Source organism: Streptomyces sp. NBC_00078 (genome assembly GCF_026343335.1).
Taxonomy (GTDB): Bacteria; Actinomycetota; Actinomycetes; order Streptomycetales; family Streptomycetaceae; genus Streptomyces.
Genome location: NZ_JAPELX010000001.1, coordinates 4,499,764 through 4,517,864, shown reverse-complemented (window position 1 = coordinate 4,517,864; position 18,101 = coordinate 4,499,764). Strand labels below are relative to the sequence as shown.

The window sequence follows — 18,101 nt, the reverse complement described above, 5'->3', positions numbered from 1 at the left end:
CCCGTTGCTCCCACGATGTGTGTGACAAAAGGGGCAAGCTGCCGCTATATCGTGGCGACCTAAGGAGACTGACGACGTGAACCTGGCTCTGGCGCCGGAGACGTTGGCGCGCTGGCAGTTCGGCATCACCACCGTCTACCACTTCCTCTTCGTCCCGCTGACGATCTCGCTCGCCGCCCTCACGGCCGGCCTGCAGACCGCCTGGGTGCGCACGGAGAAGGAGAAGTACCTCAGGGCGACGAAGTTCTGGGGCAAGCTCTTCCTGATCAACATCGCGATGGGTGTGGTCACCGGCATCGTGCAGGAGTTCCAGTTCGGCATGAACTGGTCCGACTACTCGCGCTTCGTCGGTGACGTCTTCGGTGCCCCGCTCGCCTTCGAGGCTCTGATCGCGTTCTTCTTCGAGTCGACCTTCATCGGCCTGTGGATCTTCGGCTGGGACAAGCTGCCCAAGAGGATCCACCTGGCCTGCATCTGGATGGTCTCGATCGGCACGATCCTGTCGGCGTACTTCATCCTCGCAGCCAACTCGTGGATGCAGCACCCCGTCGGCTACCGGATCAACAAGGCCAAGGGGCGTGCCGAACTCACCGACTTCTGGCATGTGCTGACCCAGAACACCGCGCTCGCCCAGGCGTTCCACACGCTCGCGGCCTCTTTCCTGACAGGTGGCGCGTTCATGGTCGGCATCGCCGCCTTCCACCTGTTCCGCAAGAAGCACATCAACGTGATGAAGACCTCGCTGCGACTGGGGCTGGTCACCGTCGCCATCGCCGGCCTGCTGACCGCGATCAGCGGCGATACGCTCGGCAAGGTCATGTTCAAGCAGCAGCCGATGAAGATGGCCGCCGCCGAGGCGCTGTGGGACGGCCAGCACTCCGCGCCGTTCTCGGTCTTCGCGTACGGGGACGTGAGCAAGGGCCACAACTCGGTCGAGCTGTCCGTCCCCGGAATACTGTCGTTCCTCGCCGACGACAACTTCAACTCGTACGTCCCCGGCATCAACGACACCAACAAGGCCGAGCAGGAGAAGTACGGTCCCGGGGACTACCGGCCCATCATCCCCGTCACCTTCTGGGCGTTCCGCTGGATGATCGGGTTCGGCATGGCGTCCTTCGGTATCGGCCTGGCCGGGCTCTGGCTGACCCGCAAGAAGTTCATGCTGCCGCAGCATCTGCGGGTTGGTGACGACGAGGTGCCGCATCTCGTCCTCTTCAGGAACAAGGCGCTGGGTCCCAAGCTCAGCAGGCTGTACTGGCTCGTGGCGATCTGGACCCTCGGCTTCCCGCTGATCGCCAACTCCTGGGGCTGGATCTTCACCGAGATGGGCCGTCAGCCGTGGGTCGTCTACGGCGTCCTGCAGACCCGGCACGCGGTCTCCCCCAGCGTCTCCCAGGCCGAGGTCCTCACCTCAATGATCGTCTTCACCACGCTCTACGCCATCCTCGCCGTGGTCGAGGTCAAGCTGCTGGTGAAGTACGTGAAGGCGGGCCCGCCCGAGCTCACTGATGCCGACCTCAACCCGCCCACGAAGATCGGCGGCGACACCCGTGACGCCGACAAGCCGATGGCCTTCTCGTACTAGGCCGAGGGAGAGCGAGTCATGGAACTTCACGACGTCTGGTTCGTGCTCATCGCCGTCCTGTGGACGGGCTACTTCTTCCTGGAGGGCTTCGACTTCGGGGTCGGCATCCTCACCAAGCTGCTGGCCCGGAACCGGCCCGAGAAGCGGGTGCTCATCAACACCATCGGCCCCGTCTGGGACGGCAACGAAGTGTGGCTGCTCTCAGCGGGCGGAGCGACCTTCGCCGCCTTCCCCGAGTGGTACGCCACGCTCTTCTCCGGCTTTTATCTGGCTGTGCTGATCATCCTGGTCTGCCTGATCGTGCGAGGCGTCGCCTTCGAGTACCGGGCGAAGCGGCCCGAGGAGAACTGGCAGCGCAACTGGGAGACCGCGATCTTCTGGACCTCCTTGATCCCGGCGTTCCTGTGGGGCGTGGCCTTCGGCAACATCGTGCGGGGCGTGAAGATCGACAAGAACTTCGAGTACGTCGGCACCTTCTGGGATCTGCTCAATCCGTACGCGCTGCTCGGCGGACTCGTGACGCTGACGCTGTTCACCTTCCACGGGGCGGTGTTCACGGCGCTCAAGACGGTCGGGGAGATCAGGGAGCGGGCACGGAAGCTCGCCCTGGCTGTCGGTCTGACCGCGGCCGTGGTCGCGCTGATCTTCCTGGTGTGGACGCAGGTCGACAGTGGTGACGGCAAGAGCCTGGTCGCGCTCGCCGTGGCCGTCGCCGCTTTGGTCGCCGCCTTGGTGGCGAATCAGGCCGGGCGTGAGGGCTGGTCGTTCGCGCTGTCCGGGATCACGATCGTGGCCGCCGTGGCCATGCTCTTCCTGTCGCTCTTCCCGAACGTCATGCCGTCGTCGCTCAATGAGGACTGGAGCCTGACGGTCAGCAACGCCTCATCGAGCCCGTACACCTTGAAGATCATGACTTGGTGTGCGGTGATCGCCACGCCGATCGTCATGCTCTACCAGGGGTGGACCTACTGGGTGTTCCGCAAGCGGATCGGTACGCAGCACATCGCAGACGCCGTGCACTGAGTCCGACCTGGGGCATGTTTCACGTGAAACATGCCCCTTGAGTAGAGGGTGTGTTTCACGTGAAACCGATCGACCCGCGTCTGCTCCACTACGCCCGTGCCACCCGCCTCTTCCTGGTGTCGGTCGTCAGCCTGGGCGCCCTGGGCGCGGGGCTGCTCATCGCCCAGGCGATGCTCATCGCCGAGGTGGTGGTGGGGTCGTTCCAGCACGGGATGTCGGTCGCAGAACTCGGCACTCCCCTGCTGCAGTTGGTGGCTGTCGCCTGCGGCCGTGCGCTGGTCTCGTGGCTCACGGAACTCGCCGCGCACCGGGCGAGCGCGGCGGTGAAGTCGGAGCTGCGGGGACGGTTGCTGGAACGAGCCGGGGCGCTGGGGCCCGGGTGGCTGAGCGGACAGCGGACCGGATCGCTCGTCGCTCTCGCCACTCGGGGCGTCGACGCCCTCGACGACTATTTCTCGCGCTATCTGCCGCAGTTGGGGCTCGCGGTGGTCGTGCCCGTGGCGGTGCTGGCCCGGATCGTCACCGAGGACTGGGTCTCGGCGGCGATCATCGTGGGAACCCTGCCACTCATCCCGGTCTTCATGGTCCTGATCGGCTGGGCCACGCAGTCCCGGATGGACCGTCAGTGGCGATTGCTGTCCCAGCTGTCCGGACACTTCCTGGATGTTGTCGCGGGGCTGCCGACCCTGAAGGTGTTCGGGCGGGCCAAGGCGCAGGCCGAGTCGATCAAGCGGATCACCGGTGAGTACCGGCAGGCGACCATGCGGACGCTGCGGGTCGCCTTCATCTCGTCCTTCGCGCTGGAGCTGCTCTCCACGCTCTCTGTCGCACTGGTCGCCGTGACGATCGGCATGCGCCTCGTGCGCGGTGAGATGGATCTGTACATCGGCCTGGTCATCCTCGTCCTCGCGCCCGAGGCCTACCTGCCCCTGCGTCAGGTCGGCGCGCAGTACCACGCGGCGGCGGAAGGGCTCGCGGCGGCCGAGGAGATCTTCGCCGTCCTGGAGACCCCCCTGCCGGCGTCGGGCACAGGGGTCGTGCCGGCGGGTGGCATCGCCTTCGAGGGGGTGACGGTTCGGTATCCCGGGCGGTCCGGGGACGCCGTGTCGGATGTGTCCTTCGCCGTCGAGCCCGGGGAGACGGTCGCACTCGTCGGGCCGAGCGGCTTCGGCAAGTCCACGCTGCTGAACGTGCTGTTGGGCTTTGTCCAGCCGTCCGAGGGGCAAGTAAGGGCCGGCGGAGCCGATCTCTGTGACGTCGACCTGGAGCGGTGGCGGTCGCGGATCGCCTGGGTGCCGCAGCGGCCGCACCTGTTTGCCGGAAGCGTCGCCGAGAACGTACGGCTGGCGCGTTCCGATGCCGACGACGCCGCTGTGCGGCGGGCCTTGGGGGAGGCCGGAGCGCTGGAGTTCGTGGACGCCCTGCCCGACGGGGCGGACACGCTGCTCGGCGAGGACGGTGCCGGGCTGTCGGCCGGGCAGCGGCAACGGCTCGCGCTGGCACGGGCGTTCCTCGCGGACCGTCCGGTGCTGTTGCTCGACGAGCCGACGGCCGCCCTGGACGGGGCCACCGAGGCCGAGGTCGTGGAGGCGGTACGGCGGCTGGCGGTGGGGCGGACGGTACTGCTGGTCGTGCACCGGCCGGCGCTGCTCGCAGTCGCGGACCGGGTGGTGCGGTTGGCGGGGCGGACCGTCCCTGCCTCCGTGGAACGCCGGACGCCCGAGGGGCGCCCGGCGGCCCAGGAAACGTACGAAAGCGCCACGCACGAGCCCGCAGGCGCCGCACCTGCCAGCAGCCGAGGCGGCGTGCTCGCCCGCGTCCGTGCCGTGTCCGGCCCCCGGCGCGGCCGTCTCACTCTCGCCCTGCTGCTCGGGAGCCTCGCGCTCGGCAGTGCCGTCGGGCTCATGGCCACCTCCGGGTGGCTCATCTCGCGGGCCTCGCAGCAGCCGCCCGTGCTGTATCTGATGGTGGCGGTCACGGCGACGAGGGCCTTCGGTATCGGGCGGGCCGTCTTCCGGTACGGCGAGCGGCTCGTGTCGCACGACGCGGTGCTGCGGATGCTGGCCGACACCAGGGTCGCCGTCTACCGGCGGCTGGAGCGGCTGGCGCCCGCCGGGCTGCGCCGCACCCGCCGCGGCGACCTGCTGTCGCGGCTCGTCGTGGACGTGGACGCCCTGCAGGACTACTGGCTGCGCTGGTTGCTGCCCGCCGCTTCCGCGGCGATCGTGTCTGCCGCGTCCGTCGGCTTCACGGCGTGGCTGCTGCCCGAGGCCGGCCTCGCACTGGCCGTCGGGCTGGTGGCGGCCGGAGTCGGGGTCCCGCTGGTCACCGGTGCCGTGGCCCGCCGCGCCGAACGCAGGCTGGCCCCCGCACGAGGGGTACTCGCGACGCGCGTGACCGATCTGCTCACCGGCACCGCGGAGTTGACCGTCGCAGGCGCTCTGCCCGCTCGCACCGCCGAGGCACGGCGCGCCGACAACACGCTCACCCGGATCGCCTCGCGCGCCGCCACCGCCACCGCGCTCGGCGACGGACTCACCGCTCTGCTGTCCGGCCTGACGGTCGCCGCCACCGCCCTCATGGGTGCCCAGGCGGTCGCCGACGAGCGGCTGGGCGGCGTGACGATGGCCGTCGTCGTCCTCACCCCACTGGCCGCCTTCGAGGCGGTCCTCGGGCTGCCGCTCGCCGTGCAGTACCGGCAACGGGTGCGCAGAAGCGCGGAGCGCGTCTACGAGGTGCTGGACGCGCCCGAGCCGGTACGGGAGCCGGAGCGGGCGCGACAGACGCCCGCCGCCCCCTTCCCGATGGCCCTCAGGGGCCTGAGCGCCAGGCACGCCGGCCAGCGGCGGGAGGCGCTCGACGGTCTCGACCTGACCCTCGACGAGGGGCGCCGGATCGCCGTGGTCGGACCTTCGGGCTCCGGCAAGACGACGCTGGCGCAGGTGCTGCTGCGCTTCCTGGACGCGGACGCCGGGTCGTACACGCTGGCCGGCGTGGACGCGTACGCGCTCGCCGGCGACGACGTACGACGGCTCGTCGGGCTGTGTGCCCAGGACGCGCACGTCTTCGACAGCTCGGTGCGCGAGAACCTTCTGCTGGCGAGGAAGGACGCCACCGAGGATGATCTGCGCGACGCACTGAAGCGCGCCCGGCTGCTGGACTGGGCCGATACTCTGCCCGACGGGCTCGACACGCTGGTCGGCGAGCACGGGGCCCGGCTGTCGGGCGGGCAGCGGCAGCGGCTCGCGCTGGCCCGCGCGCTGCTCGCCGACTTCCCCGTCCTCGTCCTCGACGAGCCCGCCGAACACCTCGACCTGCCGACGGCCGACGCGCTCACCGCCGATCTGCTGGCAGCCACACGGGGCCGGACGACGCTGCTCATCACGCATCGGCTTGCCGGCCTGGAAGCGGTGGACGAGGTGGTCGTCCTGGACGAGGGACGTGTGGTGCAGCGCGGAACATACGCCGAACTGGCCGCCGTACCCGGGCCGTTCAGGGGGATGGCCGAGCGAGAGGCGGAGGCGGAGCTGCTGGTGGGGGCGGGATAGCCGCAGCGCCTGCCACCGATGCCGGCCCTCTGTGCCGTCGTCGGCGCGACTGACAGGTGGCGTACCGAACTCCGTAGGCACTGTCCATCCGACGCGTCCGTACTGAGCCGTACGGGGTGCCGCTTCCCCCGGGTGTACGAGTTGAAGATGACCGGGACCGTAGGAGCGGGCCACGATCGCCGGCATGCGCTCATGCCGCCGTCATCCGCTGCTCGTTCCGGCGTTGCTGTGCGCGCTCGTCATGCTGGGGGCCAGGCCCGCCGGGGCTGCGGGCGTGGACGACGGCGACGGGGTCGGCAGCGGTTCCGGGTCAGGGGTCGGCGCCGAGGTCGCGCGGCTCTACGAGGACGCGGCGCTGGCGACACAGCGGTACGAGCTGGGGCGGCGCCGGGCCGAGGTGCAGCGGAAGCGGGCCGAGCGGGCCGAGGCACTGCTGGACCGTGAGCGGCGGGAGATCACCGCCCTGCACGAGGACCTCGGCCGGATGGCGCGCGCCCAGTACCGCACCGGCGGCGGTCTGCCGGTGGCCGCCCGGCTGATCCTCGCGGATGACCCGGACGGGTTGCTGCGTGGTCAGCATGTCCTGGCGCAGGCCGGTCAGGCCCTCGCCGGGTCCGTCGGCAGGAGTCGGCGGGCCGAGGCGCGGCTGACCGCGGACGAGGGGAAGGCCACGGTGGCGTGGCAGGCACTGGAGAAGCAGAACAGCGAACTCGCCGCGGTGAAGGACACCATCGAGCGGAAACTCGACGAGGCGCGAGGGCAGTTGCAGGGACAGGCGGACGCCTCGGCCGCGGCAGGCAGTTGCCGCGGGCCGGTGCCGCTCGAGCAGCCGGAGACGGACGTCACGCAGGCGTGGATCGCACCCGTGGAGACGTACACACTGTCCGCGGGCTTCGGCAGTGGCGGCGACCGGTGGGTGAACCGGCACACCGGGCAGGACTTCGCGGTGCCGATCGGAACGCCGGTGCGGGCGGCCGGTGCCGGGCGGGTGGTGAGTGTGTCGTGCGGGGGCCCCTTCGGCATCGAGATCGTCATCCGGCACGCGGGCGGCTACTACACGCAGTACGCCCATCTCGCCACCGTCGCTGTCGGCCAGGGCGAGCGGGTGGACACCGGGCAGAGGATCGGCCAGTCGGGCACCACCGGCAACTCCACCGGCCCGCATCTGCACTTCGAGGTGCGGGTCACGCCTCAGATGGGTTCCGCGGTGGACCCGGTGCCGTGGCTGGCGGCGCGAGGCGTCCCTCTCGGATGACGAAGGCAGCAGGGCGGCCCGGTGCCGCGCGGTCCTGTCCGAAGGAGGCGAGCCCTACGGCCGTGCGGCCAGCATCCGCTCGATCACGACCGCCACACCGTCGTCGTTGTTGGCGACCGTGCGGCCCGAGGCCGCGGCGATGACGTCCGGGTGGGCGTTGCCCATCGCGTACGACCGGCCGGCCCAGGTGAGCATCTCGACGTCGTTCGGCATGTCTCCGAAGGCGACGACCTCTTCGTGCGAGATACCGCGCTCGGCACAGCACAGGGCGAGCGTGCTGGCCTTGGAGACGCCGGGGCCGCTGATCTCCAGCAGGGCGCTGGGGCTGGAGCGGGTGACGTTGGCACGCTCACCGAGGGCGAGACGGGCGGTGGTGAGGAAACCGTCCGGGTCGAGGGAGGGGTGGTAGGCGAGGATCTTGAGCACCGGCTCCGCGGTACCGGGGCCGTCGGGCGCCAGCAGGTCCTCGGCCGGCGCGCGGTTGTCCGGGATCTCCATGTGCAGCTTGGGGTAGTCCGGCTCCTGGTGGAAGCCGTACGTCTGCTCCACCGCGTACACCGTGCCCGGTGCCGCGTCGCGCAGCAGCCTTACGGCGTCCAGCGCGTTGTCCCGGGCGAGCTCACGCACCTTCACGAAGCGGTGGGCGCCGGGGCCGCCGTGCAGGTCGACCACGGCCGCGCCGTTGCCGCAGATCGCCAGTCCGTGGCCGTGGACGTGGTCGCTGACGACGTCCATCCAGCGGGCGGGGCGGCCGGTGACGAAGAAGACCTCGATGCCTGCCTCCTCGGCGGCGGCGAGGGCGGCGACCGTGCGCGGGGAGACCGATTGGTCGTCCCGCAGGAGGGTGCCGTCGAGATCGGTGGCTATGAGCCGTGGCGGAACGGCGGCGGCCGGGGTCTCGGGCTGTCGAGTCGCTGAGGTCACCCGTTCATTCTCCCGCATATGCCTGCACGCCCGTGCGGGAGTCCGCACAGGTGAGGAGTTGCCGTCCGCGTCAGGGCCGTCCGCGTCGGCAGCGCCCCGCCCCGGACGCTCAGTCGAGCTGGGCCGGGGCCTCCAGGGCGATCTGCTCGAAGACCTTCTCGTCGGCGGCGAAGTCGGAGTCGGGGATGGGCCAGTGGATCACGATCTCGGTGAAGCCCAGTTCCCGGTGCCGGCCCGCGAAGTCCACGAAGGCGTCGAGAGACTCCAGCGGCCGGGCGCGGTCCGGGGTGAAGCCGGCGAGCAGGATCTTGTCGATCCCGGACACGTCCCGGCCGATCTCGGCGCAGGCGTCGGCCAGCTTCTCGGCCTGGCCGCGAATGGCTTGAATCGACTGTTCAGGCGTGCCGTTCTCGTACAGTTTCGGGTCGCCGGTGGTCACCCACGCCTGTCCGTGCCGTGCCGCGAGACGCAGGCCGCGCGGGCCCGTCGCGGCCACCGCGAAGGGCAGTCGGGGGCGCTGCACACAGCCGGGGATGTTGCGGGCCTCGTGCGCCGAGTAGAAGTCGCCCTCGTAGGACACGCCTTCCTTGCCGTCCTCGGTCAGCAGCCGGTCGAGGAGCTGGACGAACTCCGCGAACCGGTCGGCGCGCTCCCGCGGGGTCCAGGACTCCTGTCCCAGCACGGTCGCGTCGAAGCCGTTGCCGCCCGCGCCGATGCCGAGGGTGAAGCGGCCCGCGGAGATGTCGTCGAGTGAGATCAGCTCCTTGGCGTAGGGCACCGGGTGGCGGAAGTTCGGCGAGGTCACCAGGGTGCCCAGGCGGATCCGCTCGGTGACGGCCGCGGCCGCGGTCAGGGTCGGTACGGCACCGAACCACGGGCCGTCCCGGAAACTGCGCCAGGACAGGTGGTCGTAGGTGTACGCGGTGTGGAGGCCGAGCTGCTCCGCGCGCCGCCATGCCGAACTGCCGCCCTCGTGCCAGCGGCGGTACGGGAGGATCACGGTGCTCAGACGCAGACTCATGCTTCCGAGACTAAGCCGCGCACTGGCGACGGACGAAACGGTCACCATGCGCGGTCGCGCGGCCACGCGCTGGTGGGGCCGGTTGTCGGACGCTGCCGAGGCGGCCGGGTGTCAGTGCTGCTGCGGGAAGCGCAGGTACTGGGGCGGCACGGCCTTGGTGAGCCACACTCCGTTCTCGCTGACGTGGAAGACGTGTCCGTCGCGGTGCATGGCCGCCGCGTCCACCGAGAGCACGACGGGGCGGCCGCGGCGGGCTCCGACGCGGGTCGCCGTCTCGCGGTCGGGCGAGAGGTGCACGTCGTGCCGGTTCATGGGGCGCAGCCCTTCGGTGCGGATTGCGTCCAGGGTGCGGGCAACGGTGCCGTGGTAGAGGTACGGCGGAGGGGTTGCCGGGGGCAGTCCGAGGTCGATCTCGACGCTGTGGCCCTGGCTGGCGCGGATCCGGGTGCCCTCCATCGCGAAGCGCTTCTTGTCGTTCGCGGCGACCACGTGGTCCAGCTCTTCGCGGGTGAAGCGGAAGCCGTGGGCGGCGGCCGCGGTGATCAGCACGTCGATCTCGACCCAGCCGGCCTCGTCGAGTGTGAGCCCGATCCGCTCGGGCTGGTGGCGCAGATGTCTGGAGAGGTACTTCGACACCTTCACGGTGCGTCTTTCGTCCATCTGCTCAGCATGACGGGAGAGACGTGGATCACGCAGATTTTTTTTCGCGGAGGTTTGATCCACAACCAACTGTAGTTATCCACAGGCTATTTGGCGGTCCTGTGGACAACTACCCGACATGTCAGCCCCGTTCGTCAAGATCGACTGGGGGCCCTCCACTTGACGTGAGCGCGTCCAACGCCCTTGCCCGCACCTCCCGTTCAGCCGCCAGCCCGACGAACTCCGCCGTCCGTTCCGGACCAACCAGCTTCTCCACCGCCCGCATCGTCTCCTCGGGCAACGACACGGAGCGTGACATCGGAGCGCTCGGCGCGCTTTCGCCGGTGCCGAGTCGCTGACGCAGCTGCCGCACCGCCAACATACGCATCGCGCGGGCGAGTTCCGCGTCCACCGTCTGCTGCGCGAGCGGCCGCAGTCGTCGTACCAGGGAGGCCGCTTCGGCCGTTTCCGCGTCGGTCGGGCGGTGCGGTCCTTCGAGGTACCTGGCGAAGACGTGCTCGGTGGTGAACTCCAGGAAACGGGCCGCGATGTGCTCGACCTGACCCCTCAACTCCCGTAGATGGCCCGCGATCGTGGACAGGGGGATGCCCGCCGCGGACAACTCGACGGCCACGGCCAGCTCTTGGGGGCTCGGCACGAGGAAGGAGTCCTCCTCTCCGGAGACGGGTTCGAGTACGCCCAGCTCGACGGCGTCGGCGAGTGCCACGTCGTCGGGGGAGCCGCCGAACCGCTCGGACAGCTCGGCCCGGGAGACCCGTACCGCCTGCTCATCGGTCCACGGGCCGTCGACCTCGGCGACCAGCCCGAGCACGCCGCCCAGGCCGCGGCCCGCGTCCCAGGCCTCCAGAAGCTCCTTGATGGAGGCCAGGGTGTAGCCGCGGTCCAGGAGGTCGGCGATCTGACGCAGCCGGGCGAGATGCGCGTCCGAGTAGAGGTTGGCGCGGCCGCGGCGCTCGGGGCGGGGGAGGAGGCCGCGGTCCTGATAGGCGCGGATGGTGCGGACCGTGGCGCCGCTGACGTGCGCCAGGTCCTCGATCCGGTACGTCGTCTCCATGCTCGGTGCCTCCGTCCGCCGCCGCGCCGTCCGTGCGACGCGCCCCGGCGCTGCAGGCCGTGCCCGCCCGTCCCGCTCTGCGCAACGACTGGCCACGGCCGGTTCAGATGACTGTCACGGTGCTGCTGGGCGACCGCCGCCTGGCCGCGGGCACTCTCTCCGGATACTCCGCTGCCCGGCTCGGCGGGCAGCAGGCCCGAGCCTGCCGTGGTCGGGCGCGTGCGCGTGCCGGACGCTGTGCGTGGCCGCTTCGCCCATGAACCCCTTGACCCCGGTGGGCAGTTCGGGGTCCCTGACCAGCGGCAGGTCTTCCTCGAAGACCTGCACGAAGGTCGTGCGGCGCGGGCCGGTGCGCGCGCTCACAGTGGTGGTTCCAGACGGGCGATCGCCCGCAACGCGCGCGGGGCGAACCGCGACATCAGGTGGGCGCCCCGGGCTTCCGGGGTGACCGGTACGACGGCCTCGTTGCGGACGACCGCTTTCAGGATCGCGTCGGCGACCTTCTCCGGCGGGTAGTTCCTGAGGCCGTACAGGCGCGCCGATCTCTTCTGCCGCCGCTTCTCCTCGGCTGCGTCCACGCCGGCGAATCGCGCGGTGGAGGTGATGTTGGTGTTGACGAAGCCGGGGCAGATCGCGCTGACGCCGATCCCCTGGCCCGCCAGTTCCGCGCGCAGGCACTCGCTGAGCATCAGGACGGCCGCCTTGGAGGTGCTGTAGGCGGGCAGTGCCTTGGAGGGCTGGTACGCCGCCGCGGACGCGGTGTTGACGATGTGGCCGCCCTGCCCGCGCTCGGCCATCTGCCTGCCGAACAGCCGGCAGCCGTGGATGACGCCCCACAGGTTGACGTCGAGGACCGTCTTCCAGTCCTCCGGGGTGGTGTCGAAGAAGGAGCCGCCCAGGCCGATCCCGGCGTTGTTCACCAGGACGTCCACCACGCCGTATTCGGTGGCGACTTTCCCGGCGAGTTTCTCCATGGCCTGTTCGTCGGAGACGTCGGTCGTCTCGGCCCAGGCCTTGGGGGCGCCGAGCAGAAGGGACAGTTCGGCGGTGCGGGCGGCGGCCTCGGCGTCCCGGTCGACGGCTACCACGCGGGCGCCGGCCTCCGCGAAGGCGAACGCCGTGGCCCGGCCGATGCCGCTGCCGGCGCCGGTGACCAGGACGAGCTGCCCGCCGAACCGGTCGGCGTACTTGCCGGTCGCGTTCACCTGGCTCTTTCCGCCCTCGGTGGTTGTCACGAACTCGGTGATCCAGGCGGCCAGTTGGTCGGGTCGGGTGCGCGGTATCCAGTGCTTGGCCGGGAGGGTGCGGCGGGTCAACTGCGGAACCCACTGCTCCAGTTCGTCGTGGAGCTTCTCCGACAGGAAGGCGTCCCCCAGGGGCGTGATGAGCTGCACGGGCGCGTGTGCGTACGCGTCCGGGCGGGGCCTGCGCAGCCTGGCCCGGACGTTGTCGCGGTACAGCCAGGCGCCGTGCGCCGCGTCCTGGGGCAGGGAGGAGGTCGGGTAGCCGCCGCCGGGCACCTTCTCGAAGCGCTCCAGGATGGCGGGCCAGCGCTTGCCGAGGGGTCCGCGCCAGGCCAGCTCGGGCAGCACGGGTGTGTGCAGCAGGTACACGTACCAGGACTTGGCGCCCTGGCCGAGGAGCTGGCCGATCCGGCGCGGGGTGGGCCGCCTGAGGCGTCCGTTGATCCAGTGGCCGAAGTGGTCCAGGGACGGTCCGGACATCGAGGTGAAGGAGGCGATGCGCCCCTCGGTGCGCTTGACGGTGACGAACTCCCAGGACTGCACCGAGCCCCAGTCGTGCCCCACGACGTGCACCGGCCGGTCCGGGCTGACCGCGTCGATCACGGCCAGGAAGTCGTCCGTCAGCTTCTCCAGGGTGAAACCGCCGCGCAGCGGCTGCGGTGCCGTCGACCGGCCGTGGCCCCGCACGTCGTACAGCACGACGTGGAAGTGCTCGGCCAGGCGGGCGGCCACCTCCGACCAGACCTCCTTGCTGTCCGGGTAGCCGTGCACGAGGACCACCGTGGGCTGCCCGGCGTCCCCCAGCTCGGCCACGCACAGCTCGACGCCGCCGGTCGGCACGCGGCGCTCGCGCGCGCCCTTCAGCATCGCCTCGGGAAAGCGTGTCACTTGTCCTCCGCCCAGCGCCGCACATGCGGCAGATCGTCGTCCAGCCAGAAGGCGCTCTCGGCGGGGTCCGCGGAGTCGGTGACGACCAGGATCTCCTCGAACTTCGCGCCCGTGCCCCGGAAGCCCAGGTGGGGTTCGACCGCCCACAGGCCCGGCTGCGGCGGGTGGTCGGAGAAGCGGTACGGCGACCAGAGAGGGGACCAGCCGTCGCGGTGGCCGTGCAGCGCGTCGGAGGCGAGCCCCTTCAGGGACTGCGTGCCGAATCCGAACAGGTGCGGTGACCAGCGGCGCTGTTGTACGCGGCCGACCTTGTGGGCGATCACGCCGAAGGGGTAGGCGCGGTGCCGGTTGGTGTAGCCCTGGCGGACCATGAGGCGGTCCACGTCCTCGTAGATGGTGCGCAGCGGGCGTCGCTCGCGCACCTCGCGCAGGATGAGCTCGCGGTGGGCCTCCAGGTTGGCCATGAGCCGGTCCTGCACGGGGTTGATGCCGAGGGAGCCCGAGTAGCCGATGTCGGCGGTGAATCCGTCGTACACGGGAGCCATGTCGAGGATGAACGGCATCCCCGGCTCCAGGCGGCGGCCGGTCGGGAAGAACTGGAGCGGTACGCGGAAGCCGGCGAACGCCGTGCGGTCACCGAACCAGGCGAAGGGCAGGTGGAACCAGTCCCGCACGCCGCGCTCGCGCAGCCACTCGCGCTGCATCCGGGCCGCCTCGCGCTCGGTCACGCCCGGCCGCAGGCGGGCGGCGACCGCCTCCGCGCAGTCGTACGCGAGGCGCTGCACCTGCCTGAACCCCGGCAGCCGCACGGGGAGTTCGTCTGCCACTGCTGTCGTCATGCCACCGCCCCACCCTCGTCCACTCCGACTGCGGTACGTGCTCGTAACGTGACACCGGTGAATGTGACAGTTGTTAGAGGCTGCGTCAATAGGCCGGGTCCGGGCTGTGGATAACTCTGCGTAGCTCTCAGGTAGGGGAATCCCCTACGGACCCGTACGCCTGGAGTCGGACGTCAAGACAGCTCTGCGGTCTGACGACCGGCGTGGTACCCGTCACTATCGTCTTAGCCGTGACTGTGATCGCGACCGAAAGCCTGAGCATGCGGTTCCCCCGGGTGACCGCGCTTGACCGGCTCTCCGTCGACGTCGGGCCCGGTGTGACCGGACTCGTCGGAGCGAACGGGGCCGGCAAGTCCACTCTGATCAAGATCCTTCTGGGTCTGACCCCCGCCTCCGAGGGCCGCGCCGAAGTGCTCGGGCTCGACGTCGCGGCCAAGGGCGCCGACATCCGTGAGCGGGTCGGCTACATGCCGGAGCACGACTGTCTGCCGCCGGACGTCTCGGCGACCGAGTTCGTCGTCCATATGGCGCGCATGTCCGGCCTGCCGCCCACGGCCGCGCGCGAGCGCACCGCGGACACGCTGCGCCATGTCGGTCTGTACGAGGAGCGCTACCGCCCCATCGGCGGCTACTCGACCGGTATGAAGCAGCGTGTGAAGCTCGCGCAGGCCCTGGTCCACGACCCGCAGCTGGTCTTCCTGGACGAGCCGACCAACGGCCTCGACCCGGTCGGCCGCGACGACATGCTCGGCCTGATCCGCCGTATCCACACCGACTTCGGCATCTCGGTGCTGGTCACCTCGCACCTGCTGGGCGAGCTGGAGCGGACCTGCGACCACGTCGTCGTCATCGACGGCGGCAAGCTCCTGCGCTCCAGCTCCACCACGGACTTCACACAGACCACGACCACTCTGGCGATCGAGGTCACCGACACCGACGAGCACCCGGACGGCACGCGCGCGGTGCGCGAGGTGCTGCACGCGCGCGGGGTGGAGGTCCTCGACGGCAGCAACGGCCTGCCGGGCGCCGGCCACATCCTGCTGCTGACCGCGCAGGGCGAGCAGACGTACGACCTCGTGCGCGACGTCGTCGCCGATCTCGGCCTCGGCCTGGTGCGCATGGAGCAGCGCAGGCACCACATCTCCGAGGTCTTCCACGCGGACACCGAGGAGCAGGACGTGACGAAGGAGGCGGCCGTCCATGGCAGTTGAGCAGCCCATGCGGACACCGGCCGCGGCGTCGGGTGACCAGACCCGCATCCACAACATCGGCTACCGCAACTACGACGGCCCCCGCCTCGGCCGTTCCTATGCCACTCGCTCGCTGTACTCGCAGTCCCTGCGCGGCGCCTACGGCCTCGGCCGCTCGGTCAAGTCCAAGGTGCTGCCGATGCTGCTGTTCGTGGTGATGTGCGTGCCCGCGGCCATCATGGTCGCCGTCGCGGTCGCCACGAAGGCCAAGGACCTGCCCGTCGACTACACGCGCTACGCGATCATCATGCAGGCCGTCATCAGCCTGTACGTCGCCTCGCAGGCGCCCCAGTCCGTCTCCCGCGACCTGCGCTTCAAGACCGTGCCGCTGTACTTCTCGCGGCCGATCGAGACCGCCGACTACGTGCGTGCCAAGTACGCGGCGCTGGCCTCCGCGTTGTTCGTCCTGACCGCGGCCCCGCTGCTCGTCCTCTATGTCGGCGCGCTGCTGGCGAAGCTCGACTTCGCCGACCAGACCAAGGGGTTCGCTCAGGGACTCGTCTCCGTGGCACTGCTCTCGCTGCTCTTCGCCGGCATCGGCCTGGTCATCGCCTCGGTGACTCCGAGGCGCGGCTTCGGCATCGCGGCCGTGATCGCCGTGATGACCATCTCCTACGGCGCCGTCTCCACGCTCCAGGCCATCGCCGAAGCGCAGAACAGCACGAGGGCCATTCCCTGGATCGGCCTCTTCTCGCCCGTGACCCTCGTCGACGGTGTCCAGACCGCGTTCCTCGGCGCGGCCTCGGCGTCCCCCGGCGAGATCGGCCCGACGAACGGCGAGGGCGTGGTCTACGTCCTGGTCGTCCTGGGTCTCATCGCCGCCTGCTACGGCCTCCTGATGCGCCGCTACCGGAAGGTGGGCCTGTGACCACGCTCAACATCGACCACGTCTCCCGCTGGTTCGGCAACGTGGTCGCCGTCAACGACGTCACCATGACGATCGGCCCCGGCGTCACCGGCCTGCTCGGTCCGAACGGCGCCGGAAAGTCCACCCTCATCAACATGATGGCCGGCTTCCTCGCCCCCTCCACCGGCACGGTCACCCTCGACGGCCAGCAGGTGTGGCGCAACGAGACGGTCTACAGGCACATCGGCATCGTCCCCGAGCGCGAGGCGATGTACGACTTCCTCACCGGGCGCGAATTCGTCGTGGCCAACGCGGAGTTGCACGGCCTGAACGCCAAGGCGGCCCAGAAGGCGCTCGCCACGGTCGAGATGGAGTACGCGCAGGACCGGAAGATCTCCACGTACTCCAAGGGCATGCGCCAGCGCGTGAAGATGGCGTCCGCCCTCGTCCACGACCCCTCGCTGCTCCTGCTCGACGAACCCTTCAACGGCATGGACCCGCGCCAGCGCATGCAGCTCATGGACCTGCTGCGGCGGATGGGCGACGAGGGCCGCACGGTGCTGTTCTCGTCCCACATCCTCGAAGAGGTCGAGCAACTCGCCTGGCACATCGAGGTCGTCGTCGCCGGAAGGCACGCGGCCAGCGGCGACTTCCGCAAGATCCGCCGTCTGATGACCGACCGCCCGCACCGCTACCTGGTGCGCTCCAGCGACGACCGCGCGCTCGCGGCCGCGCTGATCGCCGACCCGTCGACGTCCGGAATCGAAGTCGACCTCGCCGAGGGCGCGTTGCGCATCCAGGCCGTCGACTTCGGCCGCTTCACGGCCCTGTTGCCCAGGGTCGCCCGCGACCACGGCATCCGGCTGCTCGCGGTCTCGCCGTCCGACGAGTCGCTTGAGTCCGTCTTCTCGTATCTCGTCGCGGCGTAGGAGGCCGAAGATGTACGACCCCACAGTCGCCCGACTCACCTACCGGGCCCTGCTCGGCCGTCGCCGGGCCCTCATCCTGGGTGCGCTGCCCCTGCTGCTGATCGCGATCTCCGTCGTCGTGCGGGCTCTCGCCGGCGCCGACGACCAGACGGCCTCGGACCTGCTGGGCGGGCTCGCGCTCGCCACGATGGTGCCGATCATCGGCGTCATCGCCGGCACCGGCGCGATCGGTCCGGAGATCGACGACGGCTCGGTGGTGTACCTGCTGTCCAAGCCGCTGAAGCGGCCGACGATCATCTTCACCAAGCTGATCGTGGCGATCGCCGTGACCATGGTGTTCTCCGCGCTGCCGACCCTCGTCGCCGGCTTCATCCTCAACGGCAACGGCCAGCAGATCGCCGTCGCCTACACGGTGGCCGCGCTGGTCTCCTCCATCGCGTACGCGGCGCTGTTCCTGCTGCTGGGCACGGTCTCCCGGCACGCGGTGGTCTTCGGGCTCGTCTACGCGCTGGTCTGGGAAGCCCTGTTCGGCTCCCTGGTGCCGGGCGCCCGCACGCTGAGCGTCCAGCAGTGGTCGCTGGCCGTCGCGCACAAGGTGGCCGGCGGTGACCTGGTCACCTCCGACGTCGGACTGACGACGGCGACGGTGTTCCTGGTCGCGGTGACCGTCCTGGCCACCTGGTACGCCGGCCAGAAGCTGCGCACGCTGACGCTCGCCGGGGAGGAATGACAGGTCCTGATCTTGACGGAGGGTTCACTTCGGTCCGGGCACACTGGGAAGAAGCGGATACGGCTGGGAGGGACGGCGATGGCGGACGACTGGGACGACCTGGTCCTGGACGAGGACTTCGTACAGGGCGCCGAGACTTCCGAGCCGTCCGCCCGCGCGCGCATGCTGGCCGCGCGCTGGCGCGCGGAGGAGCCCGAGCCGCAGCCCTGGCGCTCGGACGAGCCGCCCGCCGGGTGGTTCTTCAGCAAGGGGCGACGCCGGCGGTGGCGACGCCGCTGACCTCGCACTAATTCGGTGGCGCCCA

The 18,101-nt window shown here is 70.3% G+C and carries 15 protein-coding genes; 9 read left to right on the top strand and 6 right to left on the bottom strand.

The features are described from left to right. The first annotated feature begins 76 nt into the window (after positions 1-76). The 4 genes from OOK07_RS21205 to OOK07_RS21190 all read left to right on the top strand — a co-directional run bounded on the left by OOK07_RS21205 (position 77) and on the right by OOK07_RS21190 (position 7,411). On the top strand, positions 77-1,585 hold the full coding sequence (locus OOK07_RS21205) for a cytochrome ubiquinol oxidase subunit I (protein ID WP_266682379.1): 1,509 nt from the start codon (positions 77-79) through the stop codon (positions 1,583-1,585). Between the two features lie 18 nt (positions 1,586-1,603). After that, positions 1,604-2,608 carry a cytochrome d ubiquinol oxidase subunit II gene (cydB, locus tag OOK07_RS21200; RefSeq protein WP_266682378.1) on the top strand — a complete coding sequence of 335 codons (1,005 nt, stop codon included), beginning with the start codon at positions 1,604-1,606 and terminating at the stop codon, positions 2,606-2,608. Positions 2,609-2,667: 59 nt separating this feature from the next. After that, a complete protein-coding gene (gene cydD, locus OOK07_RS21195; RefSeq protein WP_266797965.1) occupies positions 2,668-6,156 on the top strand; it encodes a thiol reductant ABC exporter subunit CydD in 3,489 nt (1,162 codons plus the stop codon). Between the two features lie 184 nt (positions 6,157-6,340). After that, the gene (locus OOK07_RS21190) at positions 6,341-7,411 is read left to right on the top strand and encodes a M23 family metallopeptidase (protein ID WP_266797964.1); all 1,071 of its coding nucleotides are present in this window, start codon (positions 6,341-6,343) and stop codon (positions 7,409-7,411) included. Positions 7,412-7,465: 54 nt separating this feature from the next. On the opposite strand, the gene OOK07_RS21185 is transcribed toward OOK07_RS21190, so the two are convergent. The 6 genes from OOK07_RS21185 to OOK07_RS21155 form a co-directional block, all read right to left on the bottom strand. Continuing rightward, positions 7,466-8,335, bottom strand: coding sequence for a Cof-type HAD-IIB family hydrolase (locus tag OOK07_RS21185; protein WP_266682375.1), 870 nt, complete (start codon positions 8,333-8,335; stop codon positions 7,466-7,468). Between the two features lie 109 nt (positions 8,336-8,444). Continuing rightward, positions 8,445-9,356 (bottom strand): LLM class flavin-dependent oxidoreductase, encoded by a 912-nt coding sequence (locus OOK07_RS21180; RefSeq protein WP_266797962.1) that lies wholly within the window; start codon positions 9,354-9,356, stop codon positions 8,445-8,447. Between the two features lie 111 nt (positions 9,357-9,467). Beyond that, positions 9,468-10,016, bottom strand: a complete 549-nt coding sequence (locus OOK07_RS21175; RefSeq protein WP_266682373.1) for an RNA 2'-phosphotransferase — start codon at positions 10,014-10,016, stop codon at positions 9,468-9,470. A 121-nt stretch (positions 10,017-10,137) separates the two neighbouring features. Continuing rightward, complete coding sequence (locus OOK07_RS21170) at positions 10,138-11,070, bottom strand: MerR family transcriptional regulator (RefSeq protein ID WP_266797960.1); 933 nt, start codon at positions 11,068-11,070, stop codon at positions 10,138-10,140. A 359-nt stretch (positions 11,071-11,429) separates the two neighbouring features. Beyond that, positions 11,430-13,181, bottom strand: a complete 1,752-nt coding sequence (locus OOK07_RS21160) for an SDR family oxidoreductase (protein ID WP_266683648.1) — start codon at positions 13,179-13,181, stop codon at positions 11,430-11,432. Positions 13,182-13,198: 17 nt separating this feature from the next. Continuing rightward, positions 13,199-14,041, bottom strand: coding sequence for a M24 family metallopeptidase (locus OOK07_RS21155; protein WP_266797959.1), 843 nt, complete (start codon positions 14,039-14,041; stop codon positions 13,199-13,201). A 236-nt stretch (positions 14,042-14,277) separates the two neighbouring features. Here OOK07_RS21155 and OOK07_RS21150 point away from each other — a divergent pair, with 236 nt between their 5' ends. The 5 genes from OOK07_RS21150 (at position 14,278) to OOK07_RS21130 (ending at position 18,076) form a co-directional block, all read left to right on the top strand. Further along, entirely contained in the window at positions 14,278-15,252 is a 975-nt protein-coding gene (locus OOK07_RS21150; protein WP_266683646.1) for an ABC transporter ATP-binding protein, read from the top strand. Further along, positions 15,242-16,159, top strand: a complete 918-nt coding sequence (locus tag OOK07_RS21145) for an ABC transporter permease (RefSeq protein ID WP_266797957.1) — start codon at positions 15,242-15,244, stop codon at positions 16,157-16,159. Before OOK07_RS21150 ends, OOK07_RS21145 begins: the two co-directional genes overlap by 11 nt. Next, positions 16,156-17,067, top strand: a complete 912-nt coding sequence (locus OOK07_RS21140; RefSeq protein WP_266682369.1) for an ABC transporter ATP-binding protein — start codon at positions 16,156-16,158, stop codon at positions 17,065-17,067. Before OOK07_RS21145 ends, OOK07_RS21140 begins: the two co-directional genes overlap by 4 nt. 10 nt (positions 17,068-17,077) lie before the next feature. Beyond that, entirely contained in the window at positions 17,078-17,797 is a 720-nt protein-coding gene (locus OOK07_RS21135) for an ABC transporter permease subunit (protein WP_266682368.1), read from the top strand. Positions 17,798-17,875: 78 nt separating this feature from the next. Continuing rightward, positions 17,876-18,076 carry an SGM_3592 family protein gene (locus OOK07_RS21130; protein ID WP_266682367.1) on the top strand — a complete coding sequence of 67 codons (201 nt, stop codon included), beginning with the start codon at positions 17,876-17,878 and terminating at the stop codon, positions 18,074-18,076. Positions 18,077-18,101 lie beyond the last annotated feature (25 nt).

Coding starts and splice junctions, on each gene's coding strand:
- OOK07_RS21135 (WP_266682368.1), top strand. CDS start 17,078: ATGTACGACCCCACAGTCGCCCGACTCACCTACCGGGCCCTGCTCGGC.
- OOK07_RS21145 (WP_266797957.1), top strand. CDS start 15,242: ATGGCAGTTGAGCAGCCCATGCGGACACCGGCCGCGGCGTCGGGTGAC.
- OOK07_RS21155 (WP_266797959.1), bottom strand. CDS start 14,041: ATGACGACAGCAGTGGCAGACGAACTCCCCGTGCGGCTGCCGGGGTTC.
- OOK07_RS21160 (WP_266683648.1), bottom strand. CDS start 13,181: ATGCTGAAGGGCGCGCGCGAGCGCCGCGTGCCGACCGGCGGCGTCGAG.
- OOK07_RS21190 (WP_266797964.1), top strand. CDS start 6,341: ATGCGCTCATGCCGCCGTCATCCGCTGCTCGTTCCGGCGTTGCTGTGC.
- OOK07_RS21170 (WP_266797960.1), bottom strand. CDS start 11,070: ATGGAGACGACGTACCGGATCGAGGACCTGGCGCACGTCAGCGGCGCC.
- cydB (WP_266682378.1), top strand. CDS start 1,604: ATGGAACTTCACGACGTCTGGTTCGTGCTCATCGCCGTCCTGTGGACG.
- OOK07_RS21180 (WP_266797962.1), bottom strand. CDS start 9,356: ATGAGTCTGCGTCTGAGCACCGTGATCCTCCCGTACCGCCGCTGGCAC.
- OOK07_RS21175 (WP_266682373.1), bottom strand. CDS start 10,016: ATGGACGAAAGACGCACCGTGAAGGTGTCGAAGTACCTCTCCAGACAT.
- OOK07_RS21130 (WP_266682367.1), top strand. CDS start 17,876: ATGGCGGACGACTGGGACGACCTGGTCCTGGACGAGGACTTCGTACAG.